The organism is Aureibacillus halotolerans, assembly GCF_004363045.1.
GTDB classification, from domain to species: Bacteria; Bacillota; Bacilli; order Bacillales; family DSM-28697; genus Aureibacillus; species Aureibacillus halotolerans.
In genome coordinates, this window is record NZ_SNYJ01000009.1 from 18265 (window position 1) to 42936 (window position 24672).

General features: G+C 49.6%; 25 protein-coding genes. 3 read left to right on the top strand and 22 right to left on the bottom strand.

The features are described from left to right. Nucleotides 1–114 precede the first annotated feature (114 nt). The 5 genes from EV213_RS11610 to EV213_RS11630 all read right to left on the bottom strand — a co-directional run bounded on the left by EV213_RS11610 (nucleotide 115) and on the right by EV213_RS11630 (nucleotide 5602). Entirely contained in the window at nucleotides 115–1962 is a 1848-nt protein-coding gene (locus tag EV213_RS11610; protein WP_133580711.1) for a polysaccharide biosynthesis protein, read from the bottom strand. Between the two features lie 33 nt (nucleotides 1963–1995). Continuing rightward, nucleotides 1996–2901, bottom strand: coding sequence for a UTP--glucose-1-phosphate uridylyltransferase GalU (gene galU, locus EV213_RS11615; protein ID WP_133580712.1), 906 nt, complete (start codon nucleotides 2899–2901; stop codon nucleotides 1996–1998). A 394-nt stretch (nucleotides 2902–3295) separates the two neighbouring features. Continuing rightward, on the bottom strand, nucleotides 3296–4063 hold the full coding sequence (locus EV213_RS11620; protein WP_133580713.1) for a tyrosine-protein phosphatase: 768 nt from the start codon (nucleotides 4061–4063) through the stop codon (nucleotides 3296–3298). A gap of 101 nt (nucleotides 4064–4164) precedes the next feature. Further along, nucleotides 4165–4866: a CpsD/CapB family tyrosine-protein kinase gene (locus tag EV213_RS11625; RefSeq protein ID WP_133580714.1), complete on the bottom strand. Its 702-nt coding sequence runs from the start codon at nucleotides 4864–4866 to the stop codon at nucleotides 4165–4167. Beyond that, on the bottom strand, nucleotides 4847–5602 hold the full coding sequence (locus EV213_RS11630) for a YveK family protein (protein ID WP_133580715.1): 756 nt from the start codon (nucleotides 5600–5602) through the stop codon (nucleotides 4847–4849). The genes EV213_RS11625 and EV213_RS11630 overlap by 20 nt, the downstream gene beginning before the upstream one ends. 673 nt (nucleotides 5603–6275) lie before the next feature. Between EV213_RS11630 and EV213_RS20765 the strand changes: the two genes are divergently transcribed. Continuing rightward, nucleotides 6276–6443 (top strand): hypothetical protein, encoded by a 168-nt coding sequence (locus tag EV213_RS20765; protein ID WP_166639278.1) that lies wholly within the window; start codon nucleotides 6276–6278, stop codon nucleotides 6441–6443. A gap of 364 nt (nucleotides 6444–6807) precedes the next feature. Next, the gene (locus EV213_RS11635; protein ID WP_133580716.1) at nucleotides 6808–7956 is read left to right on the top strand and encodes an AI-2E family transporter; all 1149 of its coding nucleotides are present in this window, start codon (nucleotides 6808–6810) and stop codon (nucleotides 7954–7956) included. Between the two features lie 102 nt (nucleotides 7957–8058). On the opposite strand, the gene EV213_RS11640 is transcribed toward EV213_RS11635, so the two are convergent. The 8 genes from EV213_RS11640 to EV213_RS11670 form a co-directional block, all read right to left on the bottom strand. Next, nucleotides 8059–8922: a GNAT family N-acetyltransferase gene (locus tag EV213_RS11640; protein WP_133580717.1), complete on the bottom strand. Its 864-nt coding sequence runs from the start codon at nucleotides 8920–8922 to the stop codon at nucleotides 8059–8061. A 37-nt stretch (nucleotides 8923–8959) separates the two neighbouring features. Then, nucleotides 8960–9250, bottom strand: coding sequence for a hypothetical protein (locus EV213_RS11645; protein ID WP_133580718.1), 291 nt, complete (start codon nucleotides 9248–9250; stop codon nucleotides 8960–8962). A 25-nt stretch (nucleotides 9251–9275) separates the two neighbouring features. Next, nucleotides 9276–9578, bottom strand: coding sequence for a hypothetical protein (locus tag EV213_RS11650; protein ID WP_133580719.1), 303 nt, complete (start codon nucleotides 9576–9578; stop codon nucleotides 9276–9278). A 123-nt stretch (nucleotides 9579–9701) separates the two neighbouring features. Next, nucleotides 9702–10721 (bottom strand): alpha/beta hydrolase family protein, encoded by a 1020-nt coding sequence (locus tag EV213_RS11655; RefSeq protein WP_166639279.1) that lies wholly within the window; start codon nucleotides 10719–10721, stop codon nucleotides 9702–9704. A gap of 13 nt (nucleotides 10722–10734) precedes the next feature. Then, nucleotides 10735–11352, bottom strand: a complete 618-nt coding sequence (locus EV213_RS11660; protein ID WP_133580721.1) for a hypothetical protein — start codon at nucleotides 11350–11352, stop codon at nucleotides 10735–10737. Nucleotides 11353–11540: 188 nt separating this feature from the next. Then, nucleotides 11541–11714 carry a hypothetical protein gene (locus EV213_RS20770; RefSeq protein WP_166639280.1) on the bottom strand — a complete coding sequence of 58 codons (174 nt, stop codon included), beginning with the start codon at nucleotides 11712–11714 and terminating at the stop codon, nucleotides 11541–11543. Between the two features lie 77 nt (nucleotides 11715–11791). Further along, on the bottom strand, nucleotides 11792–12169 hold the full coding sequence (locus tag EV213_RS11665) for a hypothetical protein (RefSeq protein ID WP_133580722.1): 378 nt from the start codon (nucleotides 12167–12169) through the stop codon (nucleotides 11792–11794). A 170-nt stretch (nucleotides 12170–12339) separates the two neighbouring features. After that, on the bottom strand, nucleotides 12340–13374 hold the full coding sequence (locus EV213_RS11670; protein ID WP_133580723.1) for a zinc-binding alcohol dehydrogenase family protein: 1035 nt from the start codon (nucleotides 13372–13374) through the stop codon (nucleotides 12340–12342). 236 nt (nucleotides 13375–13610) lie between these two features. On the opposite strand from EV213_RS11670, the gene EV213_RS11675 reads away from it, so the two are divergent. Further along, nucleotides 13611–14582 carry a nuclease-related domain-containing protein gene (locus EV213_RS11675; protein WP_133580724.1) on the top strand — a complete coding sequence of 324 codons (972 nt, stop codon included), beginning with the start codon at nucleotides 13611–13613 and terminating at the stop codon, nucleotides 14580–14582. A 377-nt stretch (nucleotides 14583–14959) separates the two neighbouring features. Here the strand turns inward: EV213_RS11675 and EV213_RS11680 are convergent, their stop codons facing one another. From EV213_RS11680 to EV213_RS11720, 9 genes are all read right to left on the bottom strand, one after another. Further along, nucleotides 14960–16114: a DegT/DnrJ/EryC1/StrS family aminotransferase gene (locus tag EV213_RS11680; RefSeq protein WP_133580725.1), complete on the bottom strand. Its 1155-nt coding sequence runs from the start codon at nucleotides 16112–16114 to the stop codon at nucleotides 14960–14962. Between the two features lie 482 nt (nucleotides 16115–16596). After that, complete coding sequence (locus EV213_RS11685) at nucleotides 16597–17676, bottom strand: N-acetyltransferase (protein ID WP_166639281.1); 1080 nt, start codon at nucleotides 17674–17676, stop codon at nucleotides 16597–16599. 23 nt (nucleotides 17677–17699) lie between these two features. Then, on the bottom strand, nucleotides 17700–18806 hold the full coding sequence (gene wecB, locus EV213_RS11690; protein ID WP_133580727.1) for a non-hydrolyzing UDP-N-acetylglucosamine 2-epimerase: 1107 nt from the start codon (nucleotides 18804–18806) through the stop codon (nucleotides 17700–17702). Continuing rightward, entirely contained in the window at nucleotides 18803–19924 is a 1122-nt protein-coding gene (locus tag EV213_RS11695) for a DegT/DnrJ/EryC1/StrS family aminotransferase (protein WP_133580728.1), read from the bottom strand. Before EV213_RS11695 ends, wecB begins: the two co-directional genes overlap by 4 nt. Further along, nucleotides 19921–20592, bottom strand: a complete 672-nt coding sequence (locus EV213_RS11700; RefSeq protein ID WP_133580729.1) for an acetyltransferase — start codon at nucleotides 20590–20592, stop codon at nucleotides 19921–19923. The genes EV213_RS11695 and EV213_RS11700 overlap by 4 nt, the downstream gene beginning before the upstream one ends. After that, complete coding sequence (locus EV213_RS11705) at nucleotides 20516–21142, bottom strand: sugar transferase (protein ID WP_243740075.1); 627 nt, start codon at nucleotides 21140–21142, stop codon at nucleotides 20516–20518. Before EV213_RS11705 ends, EV213_RS11700 begins: the two co-directional genes overlap by 77 nt. Before the next feature lie 4 nt (nucleotides 21143–21146). Beyond that, the gene (locus EV213_RS11710; protein ID WP_133580731.1) at nucleotides 21147–22484 is read right to left on the bottom strand and encodes a UDP-glucose dehydrogenase family protein; all 1338 of its coding nucleotides are present in this window, start codon (nucleotides 22482–22484) and stop codon (nucleotides 21147–21149) included. 6 nt (nucleotides 22485–22490) lie between these two features. Continuing rightward, complete coding sequence (galU, locus tag EV213_RS11715; RefSeq protein ID WP_133580732.1) at nucleotides 22491–23378, bottom strand: UTP--glucose-1-phosphate uridylyltransferase GalU; 888 nt, start codon at nucleotides 23376–23378, stop codon at nucleotides 22491–22493. Nucleotides 23379–23402: 24 nt separating this feature from the next. After that, nucleotides 23403–24668, bottom strand: coding sequence for a glycosyltransferase family 4 protein (locus EV213_RS11720; RefSeq protein WP_133580733.1), 1266 nt, complete (start codon nucleotides 24666–24668; stop codon nucleotides 23403–23405). Between the last annotated feature and the right edge of the window lie 4 nt (nucleotides 24669–24672).

Consider the following 24672-nt stretch of genomic DNA (forward strand, 5'->3'; position numbering starts at 1 on the left):
TTCCAACCAACTACTAGACCACTAAAAGGTCGATTTAGTTTAAGACCACACTTACCCAGCTTCTCTTCTTTCATTTTTCAAAGTCCTTCACTGGGCTTTCGTTCTTCCAAAACCTCAACGACTCATCTCTAACGTATTCTTACTATTCGCCAATCCCAACAAAATCTCTCGCAACCTTCCATACTCCAGCTCGTTCACATCACTGACCACCGTTTCCACCTGATCGAATTCAAACGGCACGGTTCTGCCGACAAAAATCTTCGGGAACACTGGGTTTGGATCTATTTCTGCTTCGTTCAGCAGTTCTTCAAACATTTTTTCGCCGGGGCGAATGCCAGTGTATGTTAGGCCGACCTCTTCGACCGAAAATCCGGAAAGGCGAATGAGGTTTTTGGCTAGGTCGACGATTTTGACGGATTCGCCCATATCGAGGACGAAAATTTCGCCGCCATCTGCTAAGGCGCCGGCTTGTAACACCAATCGGGACGCTTCAGGAATGGTCATGAAATAGCGCGTCATGTCCGGATGGGTGACGGTTACTGGGCCGCCGGCTTCGATTTGCTTTTTAAACAGCGGAATCACGCTGCCCCGGCTTCCGAGGACGTTCCCGAAACGGACAGCGACAAATTTGGTTGGGCTTTTTTGGTTCATCGTTTGCACAACCATTTCTGCCAATCGTTTTGTCGCCCCCATGACGTTGGTAGGGTTGACAGCTTTATCCGATGACACGAGCACAAATGTCTTCACGCCTGACATTCCTGCGGCTTCCGCAACATTCCTTGTGCCGAGCACATTGTTTTTGACAGCTTCTCTTGGGTTCTCTTCCATCAAGGGAACATGTTTGTGTGCAGCGGCATGGTAGACGTAAGCCGGCTGATGCGTAAACATCACGTCCATCATCCGCTCCTTGTCCTGAATATCTGCGATCACCGTGACCAGCTCTGTGGGGACAGCCAGTGCGCCAAGTTCCATATGGATCGCATAAATGCTGTTCTCCCCGTGTCCCAACAACACAAGTTTTGCCGGATTAAACGGAAGCAGCTGGCGGCAGATTTCCGAACCAATCGAACCTCCTGCTCCGGTAACGAGGATGGTCTCACCCTGAATCTCACGTGAAATCGACGTAATATCGAGCTCAACAGGCTCTCTTCCCAACAGGTCCTCAATCGACACATCGCGAATCTGTTTGACAGAAATGTTCCCAAGGGCAATGTCTTCAATCATCGGCAAGGTTTGCACGTTTTTCACACATGCTTGCGCCAATGTAATGATGTCCTTGATCCGCTCTCTGGACGCTGATGGCATGGCGATGACGACATGGGTGACATGGTATTTCTCTACAAAATGCGTTAAGTGTCTGATTTCGCCAAACACAGGATAGCCGGAAATAGTTAATGTATGAAGGCGTTCATTATCATCCACAAAGCCGACAAGCTCAGTTCGCCAGTCCGCACTTTTTTTGATTTGCCGTGCAAGCATTTGTCCGGAGGAGCCTGCCCCGATAATGATCGTTTTTGTTTTTGTCTTTTCATCGTTTGCTTTCTCTTTTTTGGATGTCGCCCTTGTTTTGAAGCTGTTGGTTTTATAGTACCGCCACATAAAGCGAACTCCGCCCAAAAGAAGAATGTGCAGCATCCACGTAATGATCAGCGCCCGTTGATAAATCTCTCCAAAAAAGATTCCTTGAACAATGGCCGTCGTACCAATCGACAGACTGACGACTTTAATTAACCCTAATAATTCTTCCAAGCTTGCGTATTGCCAAACTTTCTTGTACATCTTATAAATCCACGAAAATAAATGATGCGTGAACAATAAAGCCGTTGCAGAGACGAGCATCATGAAATCAAATGCCGTGACATAAGGATTGAGAAAAAAGTGCGACATGTAAATGGAGAAAGAGACAATTAAGGAGTCAAAGAATATGAGTACGAGTAGTCGTTTTTGTATCGTTTTGCTCATCCAATCCCTCCTTCCTTGTGAATAGCCACTGCACTAAGACGGATACAAAACCTTCTTCGCTTCGGCATCGCTCACTAATGAGCGCATATACGCCGCAACTTCTTCCCGCAACTCCTCATCCTGCAAAGCAAACGCAAGCGTCGTCTTCACAAAGCCGAGCTTTTCGCCCACGTCATACCGCGTGCCTTCAAAATTATAAGCAAACACGCGCTGGATGTAGTTCAGATCCTGAATGGCATCCGTAAGTTGGATTTCTCCACCTGTGCCAACCTGTTGTTTGTTCAAATAGAGAAAGATTTCTGGTGTGAGAACATAACGTCCCATAATGGCCATAGTGGAAGGTGCCGTGCCTGGTTCTGGTTTTTCAACTAGACTTTTCACTTCTGCCCGACGTTCAGTCATCGTGTCCACTACAGGGTCAATAATGCCGTAGCGATGTGTTTCGTTTTCGTTCACGTTTTGCACGCCAATGACGGACGAAAGCGTTTGTTCATGCTGTTGGATGAGTTGTTTCAAACATGGGGTTTCGCTCTGGACAATGTCATCTCCAAGCAGCACAGCAAAAGGCTCGTCGCCGATAAAGTTGCGTGCACACCAGATCGCATGCCCGAGACCTTTTGGTTCTTTCTGTCGTATGTAATGAATATTGGCTAAATTGGTGGAATGCTGCACCCGTTGCAGCAATTCATGTTTGCCTTTATTAGCGAGATTCAATTCAAGCTCAGGCGCCATATCAAAATGGTCTTCGATGGCACGCTTGCCTTTGCCTGTGACAATAATGATGTCTTCAATGCCTGATGCGATCGCTTCTTCGACGATGTACTGAATTGTCGGTGTGTCAACGATTGGAAGCATTTCTTTTGGCATTGCTTTTGTCGCTGGCAAAAACCGCGTCCCTAATCCGGCGGCTGGAATGATTGCTTTTCGTACTCGTTTCATCGTTTCCTCCCTCGTTTCAACAATAAAACACCCAGCCCAAAAGTCCTTACCTCTAAGACACTTCTCAGCTAGATGTTCTATCAATTTTTCATGACTTTGACACTATATCAAACGAAACGTTTCGAAATTTCAGTTCATAGAAACGGGATTTCTCCCTAGGGCATTCAACCCTACCTCACACCATACTTTTGACAACGAGCGCGTCTAAGGGCAGCTTCTTGGAAGTTGTCCCACAGCATAGCCGAGTGCCTCCGTGGATAACGGCGAGGAGACATGTCCGTTACGAACTAGTCGCAAGGTTGGCGTTCATTAGAACTAGTTTACTTCCAAAAGAAAGGGCGCGTTCTCCGTCATGGAGGGTTGACGCGTCCTTGCCGTTACTAGCGCCTGTCTGCTAGAACAGCCCGAGAATTTTCTTGCGTTTGATTCTGGATGGCATTTCGACATGCAGCATACGGCCGTCGACGGTGAGCTCGGCGTTTTCCTTGAGCATCATGACCATGTCGAGGCCAAATTCATCGTCAAGCACATCGTAACTCTCTGCCAAGTGGAATCCGCGCGTGCTTGTATTGTGCGCATCACTGGCAACGAGATGAGCAAGACCATGCTCCAGCAGTTGAAAGCTAAACATTTTTATTTTTTTGCCGAAATGACCTGTGAGGGATCCTGCAGTGACTTGCGCAATGCAGCCTTTTTTAACCAGCCGGTAAAGCTTGTCCGGCTGTTCAATGATTGCCTTGTTGCGTTCGGGGTGTACGATGACTGGCTTCAGTCCTTTGAGCATTAAATCGTATAGAACGCGTTCGCTGTAAGCGGGCACGTCACCGGACGGAAATTCGACGAATACGTATTTGTTTGTATCGTTTAATGTGATCAGCTCGCCTTGCTCATACGCCTCGACAATGTCTCCGAAGATGCGCGTTTCCTGACCAGGTAAGATTGTGAGTGGCAGTCGTTCATCGACGAGTGCCTGATTCAATAAATTCACGCGTTCGATAATTTTTTCACGATCATTATCATAACTCCCATTGGCGTGATGGGGCGTGGCCACAATGGCTGTAATGTTCTCTTGAACGGCAGCTTTCGCCATTGCGATGCTGTCGTCCAACGTTTGTGCGCCATCATCAACGCCGGGCAAGATATGGCAGTGAAGGTCGATCACAGCCCATCTCTCCTTTTTGGATAGGACCAAATGCCTATACAATTGATCCTACCATAGTATACTTCCAATGAAAATGCTTTCTTTGTAAATATTAGATACTTTTAGTTGCGTCCATAGTAGTAATAATAGTTGCTTTGCTTGACTGGTTTTTGATTCAGCACAACGCCTAGCAGCTTGGCTCGTGCGTTTTCGAGGAGCTCTTTTGCCTTTTTTGCGGCTTCCACTTCCGTTTTCCCGCTCGCTGTGACGAGAACCACCCCGTCACATTGATTCGCCAGCACTTGTGCATCGGTGACCGCGAGAACGGGCGGTGTGTCAAAAATGACGATGTCGTACGTTTTGCGAAGGTCGCTCATTAGAATGTGCATTGCCTGACTGCCAAGCAGCTCGGCAGGGTTCGGCGGCACGGGACCACTTGGCAGAATGTCGAGTGAGTCGATCTCGCTTTTGACGTAGGCTTGCTCGACCGTGCTTTGTTTCGTGAGCACGCTCGTGAGACCGAAGCTGTTTTCTAAATGGAACGTATAATGCACCGTCGGCTTTCTTAAGTCGCCATCGATGAGCAGAACGCGCTTGCCTTGCTGAGCAAAAACGACTGCCATATTGGCCGCGGTCGTTGATTTGCCTTCTTCTGGTCCTGATGACGTCACCATGATCGTCTGCACATTCGCATCCACAGCGGAAAACTCAATATTCGTACGAATCGTTCGATACTGCTCTGACACGGGCGATTTCGGATTGCGAAACGTGATTAAGCTGCGCTGCTTAATCGCTTGGATGGACTTATTGAGCTTTCTGCTCATAATGCTGTCGCTCCTTCCGTGTCAATCGTCCAGTAGTGGCTGGGGTAGCAGCGACTTCTTTTTCAAGGTCAATTTGCGTGACAGCACCGAGCACTGGCAGCTCGAGATGACGTTCGATGTCCTCTTCGGTTTTAAGCGTGTTATCGAAGTATTCCAACAGAAAGGCCAAGCCGACGCCTGCCATCAGACCGACCACAAAGGCAATCGCAACGTTGAGTGCGATGCGTGGGCTGACGGGATCATTTTCTACTTGCGCTTCTGAAAGAATGGACACATTTTCCACGTTCGTACCGAATAACTGAGGAACCGTCTCTTGAAAGACGACAGCCGTCGTGTTCGCGATCGCTGCGGCCAAGACTGGATCCGCATCTTCAACAGAAATGCCGACAACCTGTGAATTTTCCTGTGAGTTGACGGTGATCTTTGTTGATAGCTCATCTGGTGTTAGTCCGGCGCCTACTTGTTCGGCAACTGGCTCAACAATCGTATTACTCTGAATAATGACTTTGTATGTATTGATAAGTTCAAGGCTCGTCCGAATGCTGTTCGGATCGTATTGCGTTGTTTCACTCTGCTGATTGACAAGAATTTGCGCGGTTGACTGATACATTGGCGTTAAAACAAACAAACTGATGACGGCACTGATGCCTGTGGCTGCGAGTGTGATGGCCACGATAAGCCAAAGGCGCTTTTTCAACGTGTCCAGCAAATCCCGCAACGAAATCGTTTCCTCCATAATACCCTCCGTATACACTGTCGCATTTTGGTGTTTAGCTACAGAGTATTATAGCACATTTTCCCAACGATTCTTCCGATTTCCATAAAAACCAATGCAATTTTTCGGGACGAAAGTCATGTGTTGTCGATTAACTCCTCTTATTGTAGACCACAATGTCCGTTTTGTTTTTTAACTTTATGTCAATTTTTGTTGTTCTTTACGCCTTCTTATGTAATCGCTTTCTTTTAAAGCAATAAAGGAAATCCATGTTTTTCCGCAGATTGCACCGTTCTGTTTCAAGAACATCAAGTTAAGTATTCTTTAAGTCTGTCGCGATCGTTCGACATTTCTCGACTGAATTTCTGTGTGGAAGTGTTAACTATTCTTCTTTAGTGAGAATACACCTATGGTTTATAACTCAACTTTCGCTCCTTTCATTTAGCAAAGGCAGATACGTATTAGATATATCATTATTGTGATTACTTTTAATACAAGCTGCCATACGCAGCTTTCACCCTAAAGGGCACATAAAAAGAGCCTTTTTGAGGGGCTCTTTTCTCATACACCGATATATTTTCTCTCTATTCTAATCATTCAAAACCTATGATAGACTAGCTAAAGCAGGTGCCATATGGCTTTGGGCTGGCTCACCCCTCTTTTCGGATATTTCCGAAGAAAGGAGGTGAAGTTCATGGAATTTCTTATTCTTTTCCTTTTAATTGAAGTCGCAAGAGCGATGATTCGGGAAGCATGTTCCTTTCTCATTCAATGGCTCAAGCGTTCATTCATGAAAAAAAGGCATAAGAAAAACCGCTCTCAACGCCGTAGCAAGCAAAAGGGCGGTTCCAAAAACAGATAAACAATTGAGTGAGCCGACTGTATAAGGCTAGCATCTGCTTTTTTGGACGATGTTAACGCATCGTCCTTTTTTCAATATACCCAGAATCACAGCAAAGCATGCATGTTCATTTTTTTGCTTTTCTCTGCTTTAAACCTACCATAGATGCTGTAACTTCGTAAAGGGATAATTTTCTTCCTCCACTCACTATTGGGCTTCTCGAATCACAGGCTTGGAGTCTGATTTCGATAAATCCCTCTTTACTTTCCCCCTCACATTTACAAAAAAGTCCCAAACACGAGGATTTCAGACAAGATTCCTTTCTTTCCGCTCGCTTTTTGATTAGAATAAAGAGAGAGATATGTGAGAGCGAGGGACGCCTGTGATGCCAGCCAATTGGAGCGAACGTTTTAAAAAATTTTTCCTTAACAATCGATTTGTCCTGTTTTTGTTCATCCTGCTTCTCCTCGGCCTAAATGTCATGGTTCTCATGCACATTTCATTTATATTTGAGCCGTTTGTCGTACTCCTGAAAACCATCATCCTGCCAATTATTTTAGCAGGTATCGCCTTTTATTTACTAAATCCCGTCGTCGACTTGATGGAGCGCTACCGCATACGTCGAATTTATTCGATTTGCGCACTGTTTCTGTTCATCGCTGGGCTCATTACACTTTTGATTGTCGCCGTGCTGCCGCTCATTCAAGAACAGGTGATGGACATTGCTCAGAAATTCCCGAGCTACGTCAATCAACTTAGTCAGGAGCTTACGGGGTTATGGTACAGTCCGATCTTTCTCGACGTGAAGGAGACGCTCAACATTGACCTGCAAAGCATCGCGATGCGCTTTTCCAACTGGGCTACGGATTTTCTCGACAATGCAACACAACGTGTATTCAGCGTCGTCGGTGCCGTAACGGAAGTCGTACTGGCGATTATTACGCTTCCTTTCATCTTGTTTTACCTGTTGAAGGATGGCAAGAAATTGCCCGGCTACTTCGTTCATTTTCTGCCAGTTCGCTTGCGTGGAAAATCCCTTGAGGTGCTTGGCGACATCAACCATCAGATCAGCTCGTACATTCGCGGGCAAATCATTGTCAGCTTTTGCATTGGTGTGTTGCTTTACATCGGCTATTTAATCATCGGGCTCGATTATTCGTTAACACTTGCGGTCATGGCGGCCTTTACGAGCGTCGTTCCATATGTCGGTCCGGCCATAGCCATTACGCCGGCGCTCATTATCGCGCTTGTCACATCGCCAATCATGCTTCTAAAGATGATTGCCGTCTGGACGATTGTCCAGCTCATTGAAGGCAAGTTCATCTCCCCGCAAATTATGGGGAAAAACCTGCACGTCCATCCGATTACCATCATTTTTGTGATCCTGACCGCCGGCAACTTGTTCGGCATCGTCGGCATCCTTGTCGCCGTGCCTGGCTACGCCGTGCTCAAAGTCATTTGCACCTACGCCTTCCAGTGGATCAAAGAACGCTCCAAATTGTATGAAGAAAGCAGCCAGATTCGGAAGAAATAGCAAAGGAACCCCCTGACTTTTGTGGTCAGGGGGGTTTTTGTGCAGAAGAGAAACGCTCGCTTTCTTCGTTGCTTTGTCTTGTTCTCCTTACCTGTTTATCCTTTAGTTTGCCATCAGCACTTGCTCCATTGTCTCACTAAACCCCATTTCCTCAAGAATGTTGAGCTGCTGCGGTTTCGATGCCGGGATGTTAAAGACCGTGCGCTTGCAATCGAGCTCCGGCTGCCATAGTTCACGAAGAATGACTGAGAGGGCTGCCCTTTCATCAACACAGTCTGGAGCGGTTTCAAGACGGTACAAAATAATTCCTTTTACGCTCCCATCAACATCGTAAACTCTTCGGATAAGTCCGTAGCTGACAATTTTGTTGTCTTTGGTAGCGAAGACGCATTCCCCGTTCTTTAAGCTTTGCAGTCCTGCCTGCCAAACATCACAAACGTGGTACCAAGGAATCGCTGTTGCTGCAGCTGCTGGGCTTCTATAAATGTCGTATGTTTGCTTATCCGCTACTAGACCCATCGGATTGAGCCTCTTGCAAGACAACAGCTTTAATTGGTCAATAACGGAATAGCCTTGCCCCTCATAAAGGTGAATAGCGCTCTTGTTGCTGCTTATCGCTTCCAATGTGGCACGCTTCACGCCTTCCGCAATGTAAAGCGCTTGATTGTGTTGCATGAGAGCTTTACCAATTCCGCGCTTTCGGAATGCAGGCGCAACTGCAGTGCCCCCATTCCATGCCATCAAGCTTTCCCCGACGTGACGAAACCCGTTCATCACAATCGCCGCTGGTGCCTCATCTACGTAACAAGCGAAAGATCGTGTCAAAGACAGCCCCTCATTAGCCACTCTGTCGATGAACCGATCCATCGGCATTGAGACGTCCACTGAATAATTCTCAAATGATAGATTCCACAAATCGGATGCCATTTTAATCGGTAGCTCGCTTAAAGGTTTATACGTTATCATCCTATGCTCCCTTCCTATAAAAACATTTTATTTTCATTTAATTTATAAAAGCGATCGCTGAAAAAACGATCATGACGACGGTGTGACTGAGCACTAGATAGATCGTTGCGGATTTGTATAGGGAGCCTATCGCCGTCGCGTAGCCTACGATTGTGAACATCATCGGGATAAACTCTTTTATTTCGGTAGTTGCCAGTGCGGAAGGGAGACTTTGTGTGAAGTACATAATGACGTACACAATATGAAGAAGGAGAATACACACTGACAGAATGGCGAAAGGTTTTCTCGGCTCTGGAATTTTAGTCATCCCATGTTGATTGTTCGGCATTCGAATTTCCCCTTTCAATTGTGTCTTATCCACCTGTCACAATAATAAAATGTAGAACACAAAATACGGCAAGTTGACAACCTACCAAGCTGAACATCGTTTTCTGGTGCTTCGTTAGAGCAGAGGGACAAACTGCACATACCGAAAGCGCTACGTTCAAAAAGAACGAGTTTGGATACACTGCTAAAATCTCAGGCAATAACTGAAGCAAGTAAAGGACACCGAACACAATTTGCAAGACAAGGAACAACAACGCAAAGACCACGTAGCGTGTAATCGGTTTGTCTCTGAATTTCGTTTCATTCGTCGTTGGTTGCGGATTTGACATAAGGTCTCCCCCTTTTTGTGTAGTACGTTACATTACATGGTCTTTTATATCCATTTTTGATGTTCTTTCCCACAAAAACCAAAAAAGGAATCATTGGCAAATGCGCCTCTGATTCCTTCTTCTTTATGTGCTTGAGTGTAGTTTTGACGTTACCCAATCATACGATCGCCGACCGCTGATTTCATGAACGCCAGGGAAAATGTCATGCGCCATGTGCTCTGACGCACCGGCCGCTTCATAGACTTTCCTTACCTCAGCTATACACTCTTGGACTGGCTCAACAGGAAACACCATATCGTTGTCACCGCTTTCAATAAACAGCGGACGCGGTGCAAGCGTGCTAATGTAGCCAGGCAATTCGCTTGGCAGCGCCAGACCGGGGGCATAGTTGTCGTGGCAATGCGGGCGATCCATCGTGCTGCCGATAAATGTGCTCGGAAACCCGCAAAGAACGATCGCTTTTGGCACCGTGCTTCGAATGCCGACACTTAGAGCAAGCAAGCCGCCTCCGGAAAAACCCATCATGCCAATAGCGTTCTCCTGAATGTCACTTCGTTTCTGCATATAACGTAGCACTTGCAGTAGCTCTTCGGTGCGATAGCCGGTTAGCGTTTGTCCAAGCATTAGCAGTTGGGTGGCGAAGCGGGCGCAGGACGATCGTTGGTCTGTTTCAATGTCTTTCGGATGACGGCGTGAGCCAAAGCCGGCCACTTCAGGTGCCACAGCGATGACTCCACGTTTCACTAACTGTACGGCAAAATGCTGGTGAATGCCTGGTGCCTCTTCATCGATCTCGCCAGTTTGTGTCCGTCCAACGATTTCATTATGACCGTAGCCGTGGCCGTGAATGGCGAGCACGGCGGGGGCTGGCAGTGTGACATTGTGAGGTATAAGAATATAGATTGGCATCGTCGCGACGTCACCGATGTGCAGCTCGACCTTTTCTTCTCTATACCCGTCCCGCTCTACGCTGTGAATCAAATTCACATGCAGCTCTGCCTCCGCTACGTCCGGGCATGTCCCTATGGCGTTCGTCCATTCAGATTGTAATGCGTCGGCGTGCTCTTGTGGCGTTCGTTTCGCCTTTGCCTTCTCCTGTTGAGCTAACGCGCGTTGATAATGCTTTTGTATGTACGTCTGCATGATTTCTCTCCTTTTAGATGAAGTGAATCGTGCGCCAAGGAACAACATAAGGAAGGGTCGTGATCGTTTGTTGATTGCCCGGATGGCAATGCAGCGTTCCAGGCACCATCGTTGAGGGGGAGATCAACATATTGTCTGCACCGTCAACAACTGCCTTGGCACCGTCGGGATAAACAATCGGCACGGGCGAAGATCTTTTTGGCTCCATCTCTATAATGGATATGCCCTCACCTTCCACTTCTGTGTCTCTCGGCAATGCGATCCCTGTCCATTCGCCAGTGAACAATGCGGCTCTCCAGTTTGGCTGCGCGGGAATCTCATAGCGCAACGACAATTGATCTTCTTTGAGCACGACGTGAATGGTCCATTGTCTCCTAGGGTTGGCGTCCTCCTCAAGATGGAGCTGAACACAGAGGCCCTCTTCCGTTTCCGATTCTTCGACATTCTTCAGCTGCGTTTCAGAGCCAAGCGGTTGCACATGCACCGCCGTTACACCTAAAGGTGAAAGGTCGACGCGCTTCTCCCCCTTGTACGTCAGCGTGTAATGCGGCACTCGCGACCCTCTTTTTTCAGCGGGTTGTATCACAAACGTGAAGATCAGCGTCCCATGTTTAGATGTAAATTGTCTCACGCACTTCCACCTTCTCTCTCTTTGCCGTAATGGTGTTAACCTTATCGTACCTTTTATATCCTTAGAGGTAAATACTGCTTGCTGAATCGCTCTAATTTGAATGTCGGGGTTCGCGCAGGTTCACCTCCGTTTCGAGCAATATTAGTCGATTTTCGCGCACTCTCTCCTCTTTTTCGCGCAAACCGTGGCTATTTTCGCGCACCTCCAGCTGGTTCGCGCAGGTTCCCCTCCTTTTCGAGCAGTATTAGTCGATTTTCGCGCACTCTCTCCTCTTTTTCGCGCAAACCATGGCTGCTTTCGCGCAGACCGTGGCTATTTTCGCGCACCGCATATCCGTAAGCGCGCACTTTCGCATTCTCCATCCTTGTAATACTTCTTCAAACAAAAAAATCCCAGCTAACATAGGTCAGCTGGTTTAAATAGGGTGGGGTTAAGCTTGTTACTTGGTGATTTCTTCTTCACAAAGTGCATCCAGAATTTCATCATCGCTTTTCTTGGAAGGGGGCTTCAGATAATACTCAAATGACTTCCCGGTTAGGATGCAGAACCCGAGATATAAAAATGCGCCTCCAAGGACAATGTAGACGAAATCGGGCGGTAGAAAAAAGCTACAAAAGGTGACGAGAGCTAGGGTGTAATGAATGTAGGCCAAATACCGAAGCCAAATGCTTCTCTGCTCGTACAACACCCAGCCAAAACCTGCTAGAAAAATGGGACCTAACAACATTTGGGCAGTACTCGTCGTCGCAAGTACTATCGATAGACCGATATAGGCGAGGATAAATCCAAAAAATCGCCTCACAATGTTTCGAAACATCAGCCGTGCCTCCCTTCCGCGTTGATGACTATTCTTAGTATAGCCATCCCGTAATGGAAGAAGAAGGTTCGGAGGTCAGATCTTGTCTCAGACTTTAGACTGATATGAGCGTATGTGTAAAGGTGCAGAGATCATCTGATGCTTGCGAAACTTACCCATAGAAATGGGGCTTATTCAAAGCTTTCGACGACAATTTTGCCAATCATATTGCCCGTTTCGACGGCTTTATGTGCCTGTCGCAGCGTTTCGGCGTTGATTGGTTGGAGCACTTCGCTGACGGTCGTTTTGAGAATACCGGCATCAAGCAGGCCAGATATTTTGTTGAGAATGTCTCGTTGGCGCTCGATGTCGTCCGTTTGAAAACGCGGGCGAGCAAACATTGACTCCCAGCTGAAACGAACGGCCTTTGAAAACACGGGGTTCAGATTGACGGCGCTCGCAAAGGGCACGATGGATACAATGTTGCCTTGAGGAGCCATAATGTGCAGAAGGTCTTCCCAATGTGGCTGAAGATCATTGGCAGCGAACACAATGTCAAGTTTATCGATGCCTAGCTCCTCCAGCTGTGGCAAGAGCTCGTCGTGGTGATTAATCGTCGAATGCGCGCCGTTCTCTTTCGCCCATTGCTCGGTATCCTCGCGTGACGCTGTGCCAATCACGTGGAGCCCAGCAAAACGTGCAAGTTGGGTGGCCATTGAGCCGACACCGCCCGCGGCACCAATGATAAGAATCGTTTTCCCTTCGTTGCCGTTTTCCTCTTCCTTTAGACCAGCGCGGTCGAACAAGGCTTCCCACGCTGTTAGTCCAGTGAGCGGAATGGCTGCGGACGCGGCGTAATTGAGCGTCGTAGGCATACGTCCAACGATGCGCTCATCGACGATATGGTACTCGCTGTTTCCGCCTTGCCGTGAATTGTCACCAGCGTAATAGACCGCATCACCTGGTTTGAGGTAATTCACATCGTTTCCGACTTCTTCGACGACGCCTGCGACATCAAAGCCTAAAATGGTGGGTGTGTCTCCTTGTGGGTGCTGGTTTTTACGAATTTTCGTATCGACTGGATTAACGGATACCGCCTCGACACGAACGAGCACATCTTTGCCCTCGGGGTTTGGTCGTGCCATCACAACATCCATCAAGCTTTCTTCTTCTTCAATCGGCAACGGCCTTACGTAGCCGACCGCCTTCATACTTTCTTCCTTCATCTTCATCGCTCCCTTCGCTACTGGTTGTCTACCCGTTTTTGTGAGAGCTGTAACGTCTGAGGTGTGAGGTCTTGTTGTTCATTAAACGTTTAATTAGATGGATTGGGGTAGTGTGCCCTGCATGATGGGGAGAAATACGAGTAATCCATTTGGTGTTATTTAAAACGATGTGGAAAATAGAAGGGATTTTTGTTTCGTGGTCGAATGTTTGAGGGACATAGGAAAGGAGAAAAGAGATGCTTGTAAAACCATTAGATCAACCGATTGTACTGGAACAGCTGCGTTCTTTATTGAAGAGAATTCCACCTTCCTCTCCGCTCCAGCCGAGGATTGAAAAAGAGCTGGCAACGAGAAAAGCCGGATTTAGCGGCGAAACATCGGTGGATTATTATCTTCCGTTTATTGACGAGGCGGCTGCTGTACTCCGTGACATTCGCCTAGACACCCCACACGCTCATGCACAGATAGACCTCTTGATTGTCACCCCTACCTTCGCCCTCATCGTCGAACTGAAGAACATTGCCGGCGTCTTTCAGTTTGATTCCATATTCCAACAATGCATCCGCACGTTTAATGACAAGGAAGAGCGTTTTTCAAACCCCCTCCTGCAGGTGGAGCGGCAGAAAACACAATTCGTGAAATGGTTGAAGGAGAATCGTTTTCCGCTCCTGCCCGTGGAGACGTTAGTACTCTTCACGAATGGGAATACTTTGATAAAAGGGCCAGATGTGTCAAGCGCTCGTATTGGCCATTTGGAAATCCTCCCCGCCGTGATGACCAAGCTGGAATCGCATTACTCGAAACGAGTGCTCCGTCGTGAGATCCAGCAGCAATTGGCCAACGCACTCCTTCAGGCGCACACCCCACAACGATTCAACATCCTCTCCTATTTTCAATTATCCGAAACCGATGTAATGAAAGGTGTGTTTTGTCCGACTTGCTCGAAGGGTAGTATGCGCCGTGTCCATGGTTCATGGAAATGCCATCATTGTGAAGCGATCAGCAAAGTCGCTCATGTCCAAGCGCTGTATGAGTATCAGCTATTGTTCGGAGACACGTTGACACGGAAGGAGTTGCAGAGGTTTTTGGGGCTATCCTCACGTCATACCGCTTTACGGCTCATTCAGAATATGAAGCTGCGACCAGCAGACGGCCGAGCAAAAAGCCAACTCTATGCATTGCCCGATCTAGATTTCACGAGAAAATGACGATGATAAAGGGAGGATCTTGCGCGAGGGCAAGATCCTCTTTGTCTTTCGGTCACTCCTTCTGTTTCGAGCATGACCCTTTGTTTTTCGCGCGTTTGTCCCGGATTTTCGCGCGCCGACTATGATTTTCCGCGCACTACTTGACGGTTTTCGCGCACTTTTTCTATTTCGAGCACGACCCTTTGTTTTGCGCGCACTCATCACGGATTTTCGCGCGCCGACTTCGATTTTTCGCGCGCAAATTGACGGTTTTCGCGCACTTCAACGACTTTTCTGGGCCCTTCACCACCGTTAGGGTCACCTAGCTCTACAACCCCAATTAAATTGCACGCCAAAAAGCCCGCACCGCCCTTAGGCGATGCGGGTCGATCCATTCGTTACAGCACGCTGCGCTTTGGGGCGACGGCGTGGCGAATGGTGCGGATGACGCGGAGCTGCTGTTCGTGAGTCAGGCTTGAACCGGAAGGCAGGCAAATGCCGGTGGCGAAGAGCCCTTCGCTGATGGGGCTGCGAGTATCGTCATGGCTGAAAAAGGCGGCGTCTCTGAAGAGCGGCTGCAAGTGCAACGGTTTCCAGACAGGACGAGCCTCAATGTTAGCTGCGTTCAGCTGCGCCAACACTTCGGAGGAACTACCTGTTGATGGCGCGAGTGTAAATGTTGTAAGCCAGCGATTCGATCGCGTCCCAGCCAGCTGCGGCATCATCGTTAGGCCAGGAATGCTACGGAAAGCGTTGGAGTAGCGTTCAAAAATCGCGCGTCGGGCTTGCACTTTCTCGTGCAGGCTCGCGAGCTGGACACGGCCAATAGCGGCGAGCACGTTGCTCATTCGATAGTTGTAGCCGATCTGCGAATGCTCGTAGTGCGCAGCTTGGTCACGTGCTTGGGAAGCCAAAAACCTTGCCCGCTCTAGCGCGTCGAGGTCATCCGAGACGAGCATGCCGCCTCCTGAAGTGGTGATGATTTTGTTGCCGTTGAATGAATAAATACCAAACTTCCCGAATGAACCGCTCGGGCGCCCTTGATAGGAGGAGCCAAGCGATTCGGCAGCGTCCTCAATCATCGGCACACGGTATGCATCGCATAGCTCGGCAAGCTCGGCCATTTTGGCGCTCTGACCATATAGATTCACGACGATCACCGCTTTTGGCAATGCCCCTTGTCGCTTCGCCTCCATTAATGCTTTTTCTAGCGCGACCGGGGACATGTTCCACGTGTCTGGCTCGGAATCAATAAAGACAGGAATTGCTTTTTCATACAGCACCGGATTGGCGCTGGCCACAAAGGTCAATGAAGAACAAAAGACCAAGTCCCCCGGGCGCACATTTACTAATTTCAGAGCCAAATGAATAGCGGCAGTGCCAGAAGACATGGCAGCGCCGCCTTTTTTCCATACCATATTGGCCAGCTCTCGCTCGAATGCATCTACTTGCGGACCTAGTGGAGCAATCCAGTTGGACGCGATGGTTTCTGCGACCATCGCTTCTTCTTCGCCTGTCATATGCGGTGGCGACAATAATATTTTATCCTTCATGGTCTCGTTCCTCCTCAATCATTCTCTGGCAGATCTTCCACGCGGATCATTCAATAATTTTTCATTTATTTCTATTTATGTTTGTGCTTTGTTTCACATTGTGGCCCTTTCACTATTGGTCCAGTGCCACTTCTTTTTTCGGACACTTGCACCATTATTTCGGGCACTTTCTTTCCATTTCCGGACACTTATGCCTTTTTTTCGGGCACTTCTCTTCTATTTTCGGGCACTTCCTCTGCGTTCGGACACTTGCACCATTATTTCGGGCACTTTCTTCCCATTTCCGGACACTTATGCCTCTTTTTCGGGCACTTCTCTTCTATTTTCGGGCACTTCCTCTGCGTTCGGACACTTGCACCATTATTTCGGGCACTTTCTTCCCATTTCCGGACACTTATGCCTTTTTTTCGGGCACTTCTCTTCTTTTTTCGGGCACTTCTCTCCTAATTTCGGGCACTTTCTCTGCGCCAAGCACCGCCCCCTTACTCCAATCGCTGATCCGCCGGCACGTCGCGTAAATATTTGGCGGGGGCGCCGACGACGATGGTGGCGGGGCTGACGTCTTTGGTGACGATGCTGCCGGCTGCGACGGCGCCTTCTTCGGCAATGGTGCGGCCTGGCAGGATGGTGCTATTGGCGCCGATACGCCCACCGCGTTTGACGGTCACGCCTTTGAAGGCGGCGAAGCGCTTGTCAGAGCGCGCCATGTAATTGTCGTTTGTCGTGATGACGCCTGGCGCGATAAAGACGTCGTCCTCCAAGGTGGAGTACGCCGTCACGTAAGCGTTCGTCTCAAGCTTGCAGCGTTCGCCAATGCGGCAATCGTTTTCGATCGCCACCCCACGGCCGACAATGGACTTGGCACCGACAAAAACGGCATCGCGCACAGTGGCGAGATCGGCAATAAAGACGTCGTCCTCAATGATGGCGCCTGCATAGAGCACGGCTTGGGTGCCAACCGTTACGCCTGCTCCGAGCACGGCAGGGGGTTTCGCTCGTTTTGTCTCTGGCAGAGCAGAGGCTTTGGCGCGGACAGGCTGTTTTCCAACAACCGCATGGTCTTGAATGATGTTGCCTTGCCCGACTTCGGTAAGCGGATATAAGCGGACATGGGCACCAAGCTCAACGTCGTTTCCGAGCTTGACGCCTTCAGCAACATCGGTGCCTTGTTGAACCCAGCAGCCTTCGCCAACGACGACACGTGTACCAACAGACGCATAACGATCAATGACACTGCTTGTGCCAACCTCTGCGCCTGCTCCAACCGATGCGTATGTGCCGAGCTGAACACCTTCAGCAAGAATGGCGTTTTCCTCGACGATCGCACCGATGTGAAGCAAGCTATTCGCTCCGACGACGGCTGCTGGTCCTAGGACGGCATGGGGTTTGAGGCGTGCGCCTGCGCCGACATAGGCGTTATCGTGCAACACGACACCTGTTTCGATGATTGCTCCAGCTCCGATCGTCACGCCATTTCCGATCGTGACAAAGGCGCTAATGGACGCTGTTGGGTCAATCGATGCCTGGCCTTGAATGACGACGGTGTCTCTCGAGGTCATCATTTTCGTTGCAGTGCTGCCGTTGACTACGAATGGGCGGCCCATGTGCCCACCTCCTCCTTTTGGAGCTCACTGGCGATATGGTCAGCGATGTGCTCAGAAGCGTGCCCATCCCCGTATAGCGTCGTCGTCCCTTCCAACGGGTGCAGTTGGCGGCGTTCAGCCTCTAAGTCGAGACCGATTGGAGATACGAGACGATTCCAGCCCGCCGTGATCGTTTCGCCCCATTCGGTTTCGTCGCGCACGGTCAGGCAAGGCGTTTGCGCAAAATAAGCTTCCTTCTGAACACCACCTGAGTCGGTCACGATATAGCGTGCATGCTTTTCCAAGAGCAGCATGTCCAAATACGACAGCGGATCAAGCAGCTGAATCGTTGGCGAATGCTCCACGAGATGAAACAAATTGGCTTCTTGCAGCTTTTTCCGCGTGCGTGGATGCAGCGGCAAGACGACCTTCGTTTCCGCACGGTTTAAGGCGTGGAAAAGACCGGCCAAACGTTCTGGACGATCGGTGTTTTCCGCACGATGCACCGTTGCGAGGATAAACTGGTCGGAGGTGAGTCCGAAGCTTTCCAGCGAGCGGTCTCGTTCTGCTGCCTGGATAAAACGCAGGGTAGCATCATACATGACATCACCTGTTTTAATGACTCCTTCGGAAATGCCTTCGTCTTTTAAGTTGATCACCGCGGTTTCTGTTGGGGCAAAAAGCAACGTCGACACGTGGTCGGTCATGATGCGATTAATTTCCTCAGGCATCTCCTTGTTGTAGCTGCGTAATCCAGCTTCGACATGGAAGACAGGAATGTGCATCTTGCTGGCGGCCAGTGTTCCTGCCAGGGTTGAGTTTGTGTCGCCATACACGAGCACGCCATCGGGCTGCTCGTTTTCAAGGACCTTCTCCACCTCTGTAAGCATCGCTCCGGTTTGTGCGCCGTGTGTGCCTGACCCAATGTTGAGGTTGTAATCTGGTGCTGGAATGCCAAGCTCTTCAAAAAAGACACCGGCCATATTGTGGTCATAATGCTGTCCAGTATTGACAAGCACTTCCTTTGTTTTCTTCCGCAGCGCACTGCTGACGACAGCCGCTTTGACAAGCTGGGGACGTGTGCCGATAATCGTGACGACTTTCTTCATTTCACAAGCGCCTCCTTGAAAAAATGTGAGATGGCAGCCACTACTTTTGTTTGGTCTTCTTTTGTTAGTTCAGGGTACATTGGCAACGACAGAGCTTCCTTGCATGCTCGTTCCGCTTCGGGAAAATCGCCTTCCTTGTAACCAAGTGACGCGAACACTGGCTGAAGATGCATCGGCACAGGGTAATACACCATTGTGGCAATGCCTTTTTCTGACAAGGCATTTTGCAACGCGTCGCGCGACGTTGTGCGAATGGTGTATTGGTGAAAAATCGATACGTGCTGCTCCCCTATGTATGGCGTTTCCACGGGAACAGACACCTCTTGAAACAATTCGTTGTAAATCGTCGCCACTTGTCTGCGACTTTCGCTCCATTCTTCTAAAAAGGTAGCTTTCACATTTAAAATGGCGGCTTGGAGCTCATCCAACCGACTATTGATACCGAGCATTTGATGATAATATTTTGGTTTACTGCCGTGCACACGTAAAATCCGCATTGTCTCGGCAAGCTCATCGTGTTTCGTCACGATCATTCCGCCGTCGCCGTATGCACCGAGGTTTTTCGAGGGAAAAAAGCTGTAGCAGGCGGCATCGGAAAGCTGTCCTGTTCGTTCGCCGGCAAAGGAGGCCCCAATGGATTGAGCGGCGTCCTCAATCAGCCAGAGCTTATGGGCATCAGCGAGGTCACGCAATCGCCCCATGTCGGCCGTTTGACCATAGAGATGCACCGGCAAAATCGCCTTCGTTTTTGCTGTGATCGCTTTTGCGACAGCATCAGGGTCGATGTTAAAGCTGACGGGATCAATATCGGCAAACACTGGTGTTGCCCCTGTTCTCGCAATGGCTCCAGCGGTCGCGAAAAAGGTAAACGGTGTCGTAATGACCTCGTCTCCTTCCTTCAGTCCACAGGCTGCGAGTGCAATGTACAAGGCATCACTGCCGCTGCCAACGCCGATGCCGTGACTGACGTTGGAAAGTGAGGCAAGTCGCGCTTCTAGTTCGCGAACCTCTTCACCTAAAATAAAATGCCCGCGTTCAATGCACTGAACAATGCGGGCATTCATTTCTTCTTTTAAGGATGCATATTGTGCTGTTAAGTCTAGCATTGGAATCTTCATTTTGCGCCTCCTTTTCGTTTCTGAACAAGTGGTCGTGCGGGGACACCAGCGACGGTCGTAAAGGCTGGTGTGTGATGTGTGACAACAGCGCCCGCTGCGACCGTGCTCCATTTCGCAACGGTTGTCCGTGGCAGGATTGTTGCACCTGTGCCGACCATAGCGCCCGTTTCAATGACAACTTCGCCTGCCGTGACGACGCCAGGACATAGATGAACAAAATTGCCTGCCGCCGAATCATGATCAAGGGAAGCCCGTGTATTTAGAATGGAATGGGCCCCTAGAGACGCATCCGTCTGAATAATGGCGCCTGCCATCACGACCGTTCCCGGTCCGATCGCAGCGCTCGGACTAACGATCGCGGACGGATGAATGACCGTGCCATAGGCGTCTTCTAACAAGCTCAAGCTTTTTGCGACTTCCATGCGTGTGCGGTTGTTGCCAATCGCAAGAACGGCCTTTGCGGCAAACTGTAGGAGCAGCGCAGCCACGTCCTTTACCGGCGCATAAATGACGTCAGCCGTTTCATAACGCTCTGTCACGTTGTCATCGGCAATGGCGACGACACGCCCGCCGCCTGCCTCCACGGCTTCTTTAATGACTTTCGCGTGCTGCCCGTTCCCGATGAGAACGATCGCTGCCGGTGAAGCGTTCGGTGGTCGCATGTCCATCCTTGTTCACTCCTTCTTTTTTTAGCACTTTCACAAACGTCAGCCAGAGAATTTTCAGGTCCAAACGAAACGATTGAGAATCTACATACGAGACATCAAGCGCAAATTTGTCCTCCCAGGAGATCGTGTTGCGCCCGTTTACCTGCGCCAAGCCTGTGATGCCAGGGCGTACGTCATGCCGACGGGCCTGCTCCTCTGTATAAAGGGGCAAGTACTCCTCCAACAGCGGACGCGGACCAACAAGCGACAGCTCCCCTTTGACGACATTGAACAACTGGGGGAGTTCATCAAGGCTCGCTTTGCGAATGAATTGGCCAAAAGGGGTCAGCCGTTTTTCATCCGACAGGAGAACCCCCTGTTCGTCGCGTGCCTCTGTCATACTACGAAACTTGTACACATAAAACGGCTTGCCGTGAAGGCCTGGCCGACGTTGCATAAACAGAACAGGCCGACCGAGAAACACAGCGATCAACACGGCGGTGACGAGCAAGACGGGAGAAAGCACAACGATGAGAGAAAGCGAGACGAAGAAATCAAACAGTCTCTTCACACCATCACCCCGAGGAAGCCGCTTTTGCCAATGTGTGCGGCTCGTAATTTCGCCCGACTTGACGGATATCAAAGCCAGCTGAATAGGCCATGTCAGGCAAGCAATTGCGCCCATCAACAAGCACAGCCGGATGATTCATTAATGCATACAAGCGGTGATAGTCGGCTTGCAGAATGTCCTTCCACTCAGTAAGCACGAGAATGACATCGGCACCTTTGGCAGCTTCATAGAGTGATGTATGATAACTCGCTCGTGAGCCGAGCACTTCTCGTGCTTCTGGAATGGCAATTGGGTCGTACGCTTTGACGGTGGCGCCATGCTCTCGCAACGCAGGAATAATGTCCAACGCAGGGGCGTCGCGCATATCGTTCGTGTCTGGCTTGAAGGCAAGTCCAAATACAGCAACCGTTTTTCCTTGCAATCCGTTGGCTGCGTTGTTGACCTTATCAACAATGGACCGGCGCATGCGTTCATTTGTTTCAATCACAGCATTCATCAATGGGAAACGCATGCCGTTCGTTTCGGCAATTCGCATCAGGGCCTTCGTATCTTTTGGAAAGCAGGAGCCGCCAAAGCCAACACCGGCCTTTAGAAATTGGTGACCGATGCGTGGGTCAAGCCCCATACCACGAGCGATATCAGAAACATCTGCCCCTGTCGCTTCACAAATTGACGCGATGTCATTAATGAAGGATATTTTTGTTGCTAAAAATGCATTGGAGGCGTATTTGATCATCTCGGCGCTTTCAATCGATGTGCGCATAATCGTTTTCGCAAGCGTTTCATGTAAGGAAGCAATTTCCTTGTACGCGACCTCACTGCTCGTGCCAATGACGGCACGCTCCATCGCTAGTGCGTCCTTGACGGCTGTGCCCTCCCGTAAAAATTCTGGATTCGACACCATGGCCACCTCGTGAGGTGCTGCGCGGTGTTCCCGGATTAGCTGACCGACACGATGGCCTGTACCAACGGGAACCGTGCTTTTAATGACAACGATTTTTGGGCTGTTAATGGCCTCGGCGATTGTCATCGCCACCCGATTGATGTACGTCATATCAGCGTCGCCTTTCGCAGACATTGGCGTGCCTACAGCGATGTATAAAATGTCGGCCTCTTGAATAGCTGCTGTCAAATCGGTCGAAAAGGAAAGACGCTCCTCACGGACACTCGTTTCCACGATGTCAGAAAGGCCCGGTTCAAAGATCGGCATATGACCTGCCTGTAGCTGGTCAATTTTTCGTGCATCCACATCACAGCAAACAACGCGATTCCCCGTGTGTGCAAAAATCGTTCCTGTGACTAATCCAACATAGCCTGTACCTATGACGGCAATTCGTTTCATCGGAATCTATCCTTTCACTAGAGATTGCTTGAGCACTTGCTGGAGGTAGTCGCGAATATCATCCTTTAACTCATCACGCTGAAGAGCAAAATCAATGGTCGCTTTGATAAAGCCTGCTTTGTCGCCAACGTCATAGCGTTTGCCGGCAAAATTGTAGGCGAGAACGGTCTGCTGCTGACTGAGGACATTTAAGGCATCAGTGAGCTGAATCTCGCCTCCCGCTCCTGGTGGCAGCGTTTCGAGAATGTCAAAAATGCTTGCTTCAAGCACATAACGTCCCATAACCGCATATTGGGAAGGCGCCTCGTGTACAGATGGCTTTTCAACGAGATGCTTGGCACGAACGAGGTTTGGTGCAAGCATGTCCTCGGCCGGTTCAACGATGCCATATTTTTCAACATCAAACAGTGGCACCTCTTGCACACCAACGACACTGGCCTGATGGGTGTTGTAAATATCAATCAATTGCTTCATGCACGGGGTATCAGCCTGTACGATGTCATCGCCAAGGAGCACGGCAAACGGATCAGAGCCGATAAAGCGACGGGCACAATAAATGGCGTGTCCGAGGCCCTTCGGCTCCTTTTGACGGATATAATGAATGTTCGCCATGTCGGCAATGGCTTGAACGGATTGGAGCTGCTTCGTTTTGTTGCGTTGCTGGAGGGCGTCCTCGAGCTCATACGATTTGTCAAAATGATCTTCAATCGCTCGCTTGCCTCGACCGGTGACGATGAGAATGTCTTCAATGCCCGCGGCCACGGCCTCCTCAACGATGTATTGAATCGTTGGTTGATCAACGATCGGCAGCATTTCCTTTGGCTGTGCTTTCGTGGCTGGCAAAAAGCGTGTGCCCATACCAGCTGCGGGAATAATGGCTTTTTTTATGCGCATGATGCCTCTCCTCCTGTTCGCGTTTTAAAACTTCCGGGCCTGTGCTTCTTTTAAGCGATGGGCTGACGCTGGGCGAACGGCATTCGTTAAGACGCGCTCCACATGCAGCGCAAGCTTTTGACGATCATAATCATTTTCAGCAACAGCGCGTGCGCGTTTGCCCATTTCCTCAAGCCACTCAGGGTCCTGCTTCAAGCGCTGCAGCGTATCAGCAAACGCTTCTGGTTCGTCAGGATCAACGTATTCGCCAATCTTACAGCCTTCAACGATTTGCCGGGTCCAACCATTTGAATTGACAAGGATAGGCTTTCCGGCAGCCATCGCATCGAAAAACTTGTTTGGCGAATTTGTCGCTAAAATCGGCACCTTTTGAAACGATGTGAGTGTGAGATCCGCAAGCGCAAGAATATCTGGCATGTCCTTGCGAGGGACACTGCCGGTAAAGTGGATATTGTCGAGTCCTTCACGTCGGCAGGCTTCCTCGAGCTCTGGTTTCGTTTTCCCATCACCTGTAAGCAGAAAGGCGACGGAGTCATCCTGACGTCGTTTCAGGGCCGCTGCCGCCTCGACGACACACTGAAGGCCATTGGCAATGCCCATGGAGCCGCCATGTACGACGACAAACTTGCCTTCAAGTCCGTATTTGGCTTGTAGCTCTGGCGCTGCTGCTTTGCTTGGATCAAAGAGCGATAGATCTGAGCAATTTGGAATCATCGTCACTTTTTCTGTTGCAATGCCTTCATCCGTTACCCCTTTGGCCATGCCTGGCGACAACGCGATGACATGCTCTGCCTTGCGATAGGTATGCTGTTCCACCGTTTTCAACACTTTTTTAACGATGGGGGAGCGGATAATGCCCATTTGGATCGGCGCTTCTGGCCACAGATCTCGGACTTCAAACACGAACGGCGTCTTGCGCCACATGCGGCGAAGCAGTGCGGGAATCGCGACCGTTAGCGGCGTGGACGTTGCCAATACGACATCGATGTTTTTGTCTTGAAGACTTAGTCTTGATGCTTTTGCCATAAAGGAGAGAAAGCTTTTGATACGCGCTGTTGTACTCATGTAATTGGAATAGGCATTGCGGATCGCAACCACCTCAATGCCATCCATCGTAAAGCGAGCAACGCGTTCATCGGAGGCCGGCATATACGCCTTCAGATGTGCATCCCCTGTAATGACTGTCACCGAGTGCCCTTGGGCGACGAGGTGCTTGGCAAACTCATAGGAGCGTGTGCCTGTTGCCCCATCTCTCGTCGTGAAATACTGATGAATGTACAGGATGTTCATTGGT